At 33.7% G+C, this 7,265-nt stretch carries 8 protein-coding genes and 2 pseudogenes; 2 read left to right on the top strand and 8 right to left on the bottom strand.

From position 1 onward, the window contains the following. Window positions 1-149: 149 nt before the first annotated feature. Window positions 150-2,120, bottom strand: coding sequence for a choline BCCT transporter BetT (locus FTT85_RS17765; protein ID WP_180184078.1), 1,971 nt, complete (start codon window positions 2,118-2,120; stop codon window positions 150-152). Window positions 2,121-2,646: 526 nt separating this feature from the next. On the opposite strand from FTT85_RS17765, the pseudogene FTT85_RS17760 reads away from it, so the two are divergent. Together FTT85_RS17760 and FTT85_RS17755 are read left to right on the top strand one after the other, a co-directional pair. Continuing rightward, a pseudogene (locus FTT85_RS17760) lies at window positions 2,647-3,109 on the top strand (lipocalin family protein). Window positions 3,110-3,285: 176 nt separating this feature from the next. Next, window positions 3,286-3,519 carry a DUF2171 domain-containing protein gene (locus FTT85_RS17755; RefSeq protein ID WP_078193451.1) on the top strand — a complete coding sequence of 78 codons (234 nt, stop codon included), beginning with the start codon at window positions 3,286-3,288 and terminating at the stop codon, window positions 3,517-3,519. A gap of 326 nt (window positions 3,520-3,845) precedes the next feature. Here FTT85_RS17755 and FTT85_RS17750 read toward each other — a convergent pair whose 3' ends face one another. The 7 genes and pseudogenes from FTT85_RS17750 to FTT85_RS17715 all read right to left on the bottom strand — a co-directional run bounded on the left by FTT85_RS17750 (window position 3,846) and on the right by FTT85_RS17715 (window position 6,480). Further along, the gene (locus tag FTT85_RS17750) at window positions 3,846-3,983 is read right to left on the bottom strand and encodes a hypothetical protein (protein ID WP_180184077.1); all 138 of its coding nucleotides are present in this window, start codon (window positions 3,981-3,983) and stop codon (window positions 3,846-3,848) included. Window positions 3,984-4,286: 303 nt separating this feature from the next. Next, entirely contained in the window at window positions 4,287-4,496 is a 210-nt protein-coding gene (locus FTT85_RS17740) for a cold-shock protein (protein ID WP_180184076.1), read from the bottom strand. Window positions 4,497-4,863: 367 nt separating this feature from the next. After that, window positions 4,864-5,133 (bottom strand): hypothetical protein, encoded by a 270-nt coding sequence (locus tag FTT85_RS17735; RefSeq protein WP_180184075.1) that lies wholly within the window; start codon window positions 5,131-5,133, stop codon window positions 4,864-4,866. Between the two features lie 48 nt (window positions 5,134-5,181). Next, window positions 5,182-5,647, bottom strand: a pseudogene (locus tag FTT85_RS17730) (hypothetical protein). Between the two features lie 54 nt (window positions 5,648-5,701). Next, window positions 5,702-5,914 carry a hypothetical protein gene (locus FTT85_RS17725; protein WP_078193454.1) on the bottom strand — a complete coding sequence of 71 codons (213 nt, stop codon included), beginning with the start codon at window positions 5,912-5,914 and terminating at the stop codon, window positions 5,702-5,704. 3 nt (window positions 5,915-5,917) lie between these two features. Beyond that, entirely contained in the window at window positions 5,918-6,133 is a 216-nt protein-coding gene (locus FTT85_RS17720) for a cold-shock protein (protein WP_067766972.1), read from the bottom strand. A gap of 125 nt (window positions 6,134-6,258) precedes the next feature. Continuing rightward, window positions 6,259-6,480, bottom strand: coding sequence for a transposase (locus FTT85_RS17715; RefSeq protein WP_067766975.1), 222 nt, complete (start codon window positions 6,478-6,480; stop codon window positions 6,259-6,261). Window positions 6,481-7,265 lie beyond the last annotated feature (785 nt).

Genomic DNA, 7,265 nt, shown 5'->3' with positions numbered 1-7,265 from the left:
TTAATGGAGAAATCTAATCGGTATGTTATACCTGAGAGAAGAGTGAGGAGTTATCCAAGGGTTGTAAAAGGAAAACCTCAAAAATACCCAAGAAAAAGCCAGTCAATCTCTTAACTGACTGGCATTAGCCCATTTGGGCGGTTTTTTATCTATTGGCTCTTAGTTCGAACTAAATTTAAAAAATGCAGATGACGCTCATATTGATCAATGACATCTTGCAAGATATCTTCTTGCGTCCATTCGATGATGTCATAATTTTGACCACCTTCCCTCAAAAATACTTCAGCTTGATAATCTTGCGTAATTTCTCCTGAATCAATCATAAAGCTTGGTGTATTTTTTTCTTGGACAACTACTTGGTAGATAAAGTTAATCTCATCTTGATGGTTTACACGAAGCTGCAAGCCATCATCTATCGTGTTTACCGTCACATCTAAATGACGACGCTTAAACTCTTTCTGTAGATTTGAAAATGCCTGGCTTACCGTTGTATCAATATATTGTTCAACTTCTTCACGTGTATGCGGATAATGCATAATCAATCCTAAACGTTGCTGCCAACTTCTTGGATTATGAATTGCTCTAGGTGTAATACGCGCATCCTGTAATGCTTGCATCTTGGTTGCATCTAAATGTAGAGCCTTGACTAAGCCCCAGCAAATTAAAAGCATTACAAAAGTGAATGGTAATGCACTCAACATTGTTGCAGATTGCAAAGCACCTAAACCTCCTGCAAACAACAAAACAATCGCAAGAACAGCCATTAACGTTGTCCAAAACAATCGTTGCCATGTTGGGGAGTTCTCAGATTTAGCTGTTAAATAATCTGTAACAAGTGCACCAGAGTCCGCTGAAGTCACAAAAAATAGCATAACCAATATGGTCGCAACAAAACTCATAATGCCTGAGAATGGCAAAGTTCCTAAATACTCAAATAGCGCAACGGATGAGTCTCGTTGTACTGCAGAAATCAGTGAGGTATTCGCTTCGTTTAAGATGCTATAGAGTGCAGCGTTGCCCATCACTCCCATCCAGATCAGCGTGAAGCCTGTTGGTATAAGTAAAACACCTACAATAAACTCACGAATAGTACGTCCTTCAGACACACGCGCAATAAACATACCTACGAATGGCGACCATGAAATCCACCATGCCCAGTACATAATTGTCCAACCACCGATCCAACCATCAGACTGGTAGGCATATAAATTAAAGGTCATATTGAACAAATTTGAAATGTATTGCCCCGTGTTTTGGATAGTCGTTTGCAATATAAAAATGCTTGAACTAGCAAAAAATACAAATAGCAACAGCACTAAAGCTAAGCCCAGATTAATCTCTGATAATCGTTTAATACCCTTGTCTAAGCCTATAAATACAGATAAAGATGCCATAGCTGTAACAATGACAATTAAAATAAGCTGCGTCGTCGTTGAATATTCAATTCCGAATAAATAATTTAAGCCAGAGTTAATTTGGGTTACACCAAAACCTAATGTTGTTGCGACACCAAATACTGTACCGATGGTCGCAAAAGTATCCACACCATCACCAATTGGACCATAAATTTTCTTTCCAATAAGAGGATATAAAGCAGAGCGAATCTTAAGAGGTAGATTATGTCTATATGCAAAGTAAGCTAAAGCTAAGCCCACAATTGTGTAAATTGCCCAAGCATGAAGTCCCCAATGAAAGAATGTTACACGCATGGCTTGCTGCGCTGATTGAATTGTTTCAGGCTCACCAGTTGGAGGTGAAACATAGTGCATCACTGGTTCCGCGACACCGAAGAACATTAAGCCAATGCCCATACCAGCTGTAAATAGCATAGCGAACCAAGAGCTATTACTAAACTTTGGCTGGCTATGGTCTAAACCAAGTTTAATTTTACCCATATTTGAACAGGCAATATAAATAAGCACTAAGAGAAAAATGGCTACAGATAGTACATAGAACCAACTGAATGAGTTTGTAACCCATTGATTCAGTTGTTTAGTTATTAAATCAAAAGCATTGGGAGCTAAAAATACAATGGCAATAAAAATGCCGATAATAACAACTGTGCTAATAAACACATTTGGATTCACATTGGAATACCATGACGGTTTCAATGAAGACATACCTTCCCTATTCCGTTTTATTTGTAAGACAGATCTAAATTGATCAAAGAGATATCCGCTACTTGCGAAAGAAACAGGCTTGTATTGAAAAGTGCTGGCATTTTCATTTTCGTTTGAAAATTTAAGGCTGACTCATTCAAAGCCATTGCTTAGAGTTTGAGCATGTTATCATATTTTTAGATATATAATCCAATATTAAGTAGTAAAGCAAATTAAGAAAACGATCCATAATCATAGTTTTCAATTTTTTTCTTATTTGACGCCTCGTTTTTTCTCTACGAAATTGATTTGCTAATGTAGAAAATACTCATAGTTTTGCTGAGATTAAGCATTTATTCTTTTCTAGAATTTATATGATTAGGTATAAATTTTGTTGATCTTATAAAACGAGTATTAAACACACTTAATAAATTTTAAAGCTGAAACAATGATTAAAGATCAAATACTTAATACATAAAAAAACAAAATGAGCTTAAAAGCAATTTATAGTAATTAATTCACTTTCTAATTAAAGCAGGCTTATAACATGAATTCAAAAACGCGTAAGATTCTTTTAGCTGGTGGTGCAGTACTTATTGCAGGTTCATTGCTCTCAACGGCAAATGCAAATACTACGGAAGTTCAAGCGGTACCAAAAGTAGATTTAAATAAATATCTTGGTACATGGCATGAAATTGCACGTAAGCCACTTTATTTCCAAAATAAATGTGATTACAACGTCACTGCTAAATATTCATTAAATGAAAATGGTAACGTCAAAGTTGATAACAGTTGTTATAGCGCAGATGGTAAACTCAACCAATCAATGGGTGAAGCATATAATTGATGATGACTATCAAACTGCATTAGTTGGGTCACCAAATAAAAAATATCTTTGGGTGCTCAGCAGAACTGCTAACCCCAACCAAGCCACAGTTGACGAATACCTAGATTATGCAAAATCTATCGGTTTTGATTTATCAGATCTCATTAAGACTCAGCATAAATAAGTTATTTAATAAGTCCCATTCTTGGGGACTTATTTTTAAATAATACAATGTAATTTATCTGGCCATGAACGTAAGAATATAAGACCCTTTGTATCCCTTCTATTTCAATCCCTGATATCAGCGTCTATTTACGATAGGCTGAATGCTCACTCACATTGAAATAGGATAATATTCTAATGACTACTATTAATGTTGAAAATATTAAGAGCCATGCAGATGTAATTGCTTCATGTGGGACTAAAGTTGGTGAAGTAGACCACTTGCAAGGTTCGGATCAAATTAAACTGACTAAGCATGGTGATGGTCATCACCACTTAATTCCAGTTTCATGGGTTGGTGAAATTACAGACAATAAAATTGTACTGACTAAAGACTCTCAAGAAGTTAAAGATAATTGGATTGAAGCTTAAAACCCTAATCCTAAAAAAACCCTCTTAATGAGGGTTTTTTCATATCTGCTGTAATAATCATTGGAGGAAGTTAGTCTTTATCTAATGTATGAGGTGTTGTCGTCTCTTCATTTTCATTGCTGTCTTTTTGCTGGCAACCTACCAGCCCCAATACGAATACCACGCTTATAATAGCTAACGTTTTCATACTTTAGGCCTATATATTTGTTAAAACTCTACACTAACAAAGCATGACGATTACTGTGTAAATTTATGAAAATCATTGATGAGATAAATAATAAGAAAGTCTTTAAATAAAGTTTTTCATATATTAATGATTGTCTAGATTATGAAGTTATCCCTACATTTAAATAATTATCTTTCACCCAGGCCAATAATTCTTGTGCTGGCGCTAGACGTATAGCGTCCTCCTCCTCAGCCTGATCAATTAGTTCTAAAGGTGGGAATGGTCTAAAGTATTCCATAAGTTTAGCTCCTATTATTGAGCGTGACTTAATCCTGCTCTAGCTTCGATGATGATTTTTTGAATTTCTTCCCGTCGTTGTTTCTTCTTTTCATGGTAAATCCACACAGAAGAAATCAACACACTTATAATTAGTCCGCCAATCAGTACTTGTAGTCTTGTAAAGGCCATTTTTTATTGCTCTTATCATGTAGTTTTCATTTAATTAAATTAAGCATTTAAATATTAAAACTTAATGGCAATTAATGACAAAAACCCGCCTTTGAAAGACGGGTCAATACATAATATGTTGAGTAAATATTTTTTAGAGAATTTGGATATTGCTGGCTTGCTTGCCTTCCTTACCATTCGTAATTTCAAACATTACACGCTGACCTTCCTCTAGTACTTTATAGCCATCGATTCGTACTTCACTATAGTGTGCAAATAATTCTTCACCAGTATCGGAAGCAATAAATCCAAAACCTTTTGTACCGTTGAACCACTTCACTGTACCGTTTGTTAAATTAGACATTCATATTCCCTTTAAGTAATTATCAGTTTAGAAATTGCTGTAAATATTGATTAATTAACAAGCATATTCAATATAACCAATAATCCTTAAATATGAGGATACAACTGTTAGATCTATGTGAATCAAGTTCTTGTTTTATTTTGCAATTACACACAAAAGTGATAAATATCCCTCATATTAAGGTAATAATCAGATATAGATTGTAATATTCGATCATTCACACTTTCCATAAATTGAATGAAAAAAGCCCCACATATACATGTGAGGCTTCACCCAATTCATTTGCGCTGATATGAGCCAGTAAATTATAAAACACTTTAATCAAAATATGTATTCAAAATATATCTTTAAAGCATATTGATATGAACTATCGATTCAACTGCGTGTATGCCCATTTTAAAAATTTATATTTATCATGAAAGTTTGGTACATTGATTAAGTGAATAAAACTCACTGCTCCAAATTTACCCGCAATCTTTTTAGGATCAACAATTTCAAAATCATTGTCATTACCTAAATTCAGTTCTTTAAAAAACTCAAGAACCTTGTTATGCAAACCTTGCTGTGAATGTTCAGTTCGCTCTATTAGAAAATCATAAATCTGGCTTAAAACATGTAATTCAAAATTTTTATTCATGACTTTCTTCTCATAATTGTTAAGGTTGAAATCCAAAACTAACGGATATTATGAGAAAGTTAAAGTAATCAAACATCCTGAAACAATAAGCTTTGAAATATCTAACTTATAATAATTCATCTTTTTTAAAGCTTTTAACCAGGCCTTTGCCCGCTCCATATTGATATCTGCAAGTTCAAACCTGTGAAATCGATATCCCAATTCTTCAGCATGGTCATAACGATCCATATTCCAAGCCTTCGTTGCAAGTTTGCCTTTACGACCTCCAGACCATGGACCAGTTGCTATTTCAATTAGCATGCGATGTTCGATGAGGTGTAAATCAAAACGCCAATGTTTGGTACTTTTGAAATGAAAGTACTCCTCATACTTCATTTCCATCCGGTCTAATATTTCTTTTTAACCTCTCGAATGCTTCAAAGTATTTTTCACTGGCTTTAGGTAATGGCCTGGTGCGTGGTTTCTTTTTGGGAGGTATCTTTTTGGTTAGCGCTTTATATACATCAGGCTCCATATTTCACCCAATAAAAAACCTCCCGGAGGAGGTTAATTTAATTGCATGTAAAAATTAAAATAACTTAAATATTTTTCCAGTTTTATCACTGTAGAAATGCATATCAAAGCTAGGCTTAATTATTTCATCATCTATATTTAGATAACGGACGCAATCCCCAAAACTATTTGGCTCATCAGATGACTTTTCGCACATAGCTTCTAGTGTATAGACAGCGCCATGTTGATCAACCACATCTAACATTACTTTGTTTAATAAAGTTTCCATGTATTAGCCATCAATCCCAACGATTTCACTCGCTTGGAAACCACGTTGACCTTTTGATACGCTAAATTGTACACGCTGACCTTCAGCAAGTGATTTGAAACCACCTGAAATGATTTGAGAAAAATGAGCAAAAACTTCTTCGCCGTTATCAGCCGCGATGAAACCGAAGCCTTTAGTATCGTTAAACCACTTAACAGTGCCTGTAGTTAAATTTGACATAATAATTTCCTTTAATAATATTTAATATAGAGTTCTTGAAAAAATTAAGAAAATAAATAATTAATTTATAAATAATTTAATTAAAAAATTTTAGCTCTAAGTTGTTCAGGTTTAAGAGTGAGAGTTTAAAAATACAATTTATATAGTTTATTTAGTTCAGTATAAAAAGATTTACCATCAATATTTAAAGTTAACTTTTGTCCTGATTCCAAGACAACTTGTTTAGCAACTTCAACTAAGGTTTTACCATTCAAATTGCTTTGAATTTTTTTTAACGGAATAATATTCACTCGAATTTCATCACCGTTAGTTGCTGAAGCAGTAGTCCAGCCGTTAGATATGTTCATTTATTGACTCATATAATGAGCTTTTGTAAACAGAATAGTATTAAAAATAAAACCAACTTTAATTTTGGAGATTGTTCACTTAAGAAAAATTTAAACTTATGATATTTACAGTAGCTGTGAAATTTAAGAAAAGATATAAAAATTAAATCATTATCTTAAAAATATGATTTAAGGAAAACCCACGGATAGCTGCAGGCTTCCCTTGATCGGCATGACGCGAATTCATGCTATGCGTTAACTGTTTGAATTTGATGCTTGAACATCAGAATGGAGGGAATACGCAATTCCGTTAACAACTCAAACACTACCGTTCCGCTTACGGATTCGATCAAACACACTATATCAGATATATTAATATTCACCTAAACTTATTTCAATTTTATTTATATTTGTGATTTTTATATTCTCTTCCTGCTAGCTATCCAATATTTGTGTGATAATCATTGCAATACTTTATGTAAATTTCTAAGTCGTGTTTTGCCTGTACTTTGTCTGTCATATAGTCACCAAAAAAATCCCGCTACTTCCTAGCGGGATTTTCTGAAACTTTAAATTATTTTGAGTCGTTATTTCTTTACTTTTAAACAACTCTGACAAAAAAATTAAATTTCCATCAAAGCACTTTCGTGTAACCATCTCACTATGTATACTAATCATACATTAGACTTCCTTCATAAATCATTTTTCAATCAATTTAATTGTTTATCTTTCACCCAATCTAAATTGTATATGCCAGCAAGTAAATTAAACCGCAGGTTTAATCGTTTACGACGATTTCTATATAC

This window comes from Acinetobacter sp. YH01020, from assembly GCF_013420275.1.
Lineage (GTDB): Bacteria > Pseudomonadota > Gammaproteobacteria > Pseudomonadales > Moraxellaceae > Acinetobacter > Acinetobacter amyesii.
The sequence above is the reverse complement of the archived record's forward strand: the minus strand, read 5'-3'. Positions and strand labels throughout refer to the sequence as shown.

Coding starts and splice junctions, on each gene's coding strand:
- FTT85_RS17765 (WP_180184078.1), bottom strand. CDS start 2,120: ATGTCTTCATTGAAACCGTCATGGTATTCCAATGTGAATCCAAATGTG.
- FTT85_RS17755 (WP_078193451.1), top strand. CDS start 3,286: ATGACTACTATTAATGTTGAAAATATTAAGAGCCATGCAGATGTAATT.
- FTT85_RS17750 (WP_180184077.1), bottom strand. CDS start 3,983: ATGGAATACTTTAGACCATTCCCACCTTTAGAACTAATTGATCAGGCT.
- FTT85_RS17740 (WP_180184076.1), bottom strand. CDS start 4,496: ATGTCTAATTTAACAAACGGTACAGTGAAGTGGTTCAACGGTACAAAA.
- FTT85_RS17735 (WP_180184075.1), bottom strand. CDS start 5,133: ATGAATAAAAATTTTGAATTACATGTTTTAAGCCAGATTTATGATTTT.
- FTT85_RS17725 (WP_078193454.1), bottom strand. CDS start 5,914: ATGGAAACTTTATTAAACAAAGTAATGTTAGATGTGGTTGATCAACAT.
- FTT85_RS17720 (WP_067766972.1), bottom strand. CDS start 6,133: ATGTCAAATTTAACTACAGGCACTGTTAAGTGGTTTAACGATACTAAA.
- FTT85_RS17715 (WP_067766975.1), bottom strand. CDS start 6,480: ATGAACATATCTAACGGCTGGACTACTGCTTCAGCAACTAACGGTGAT.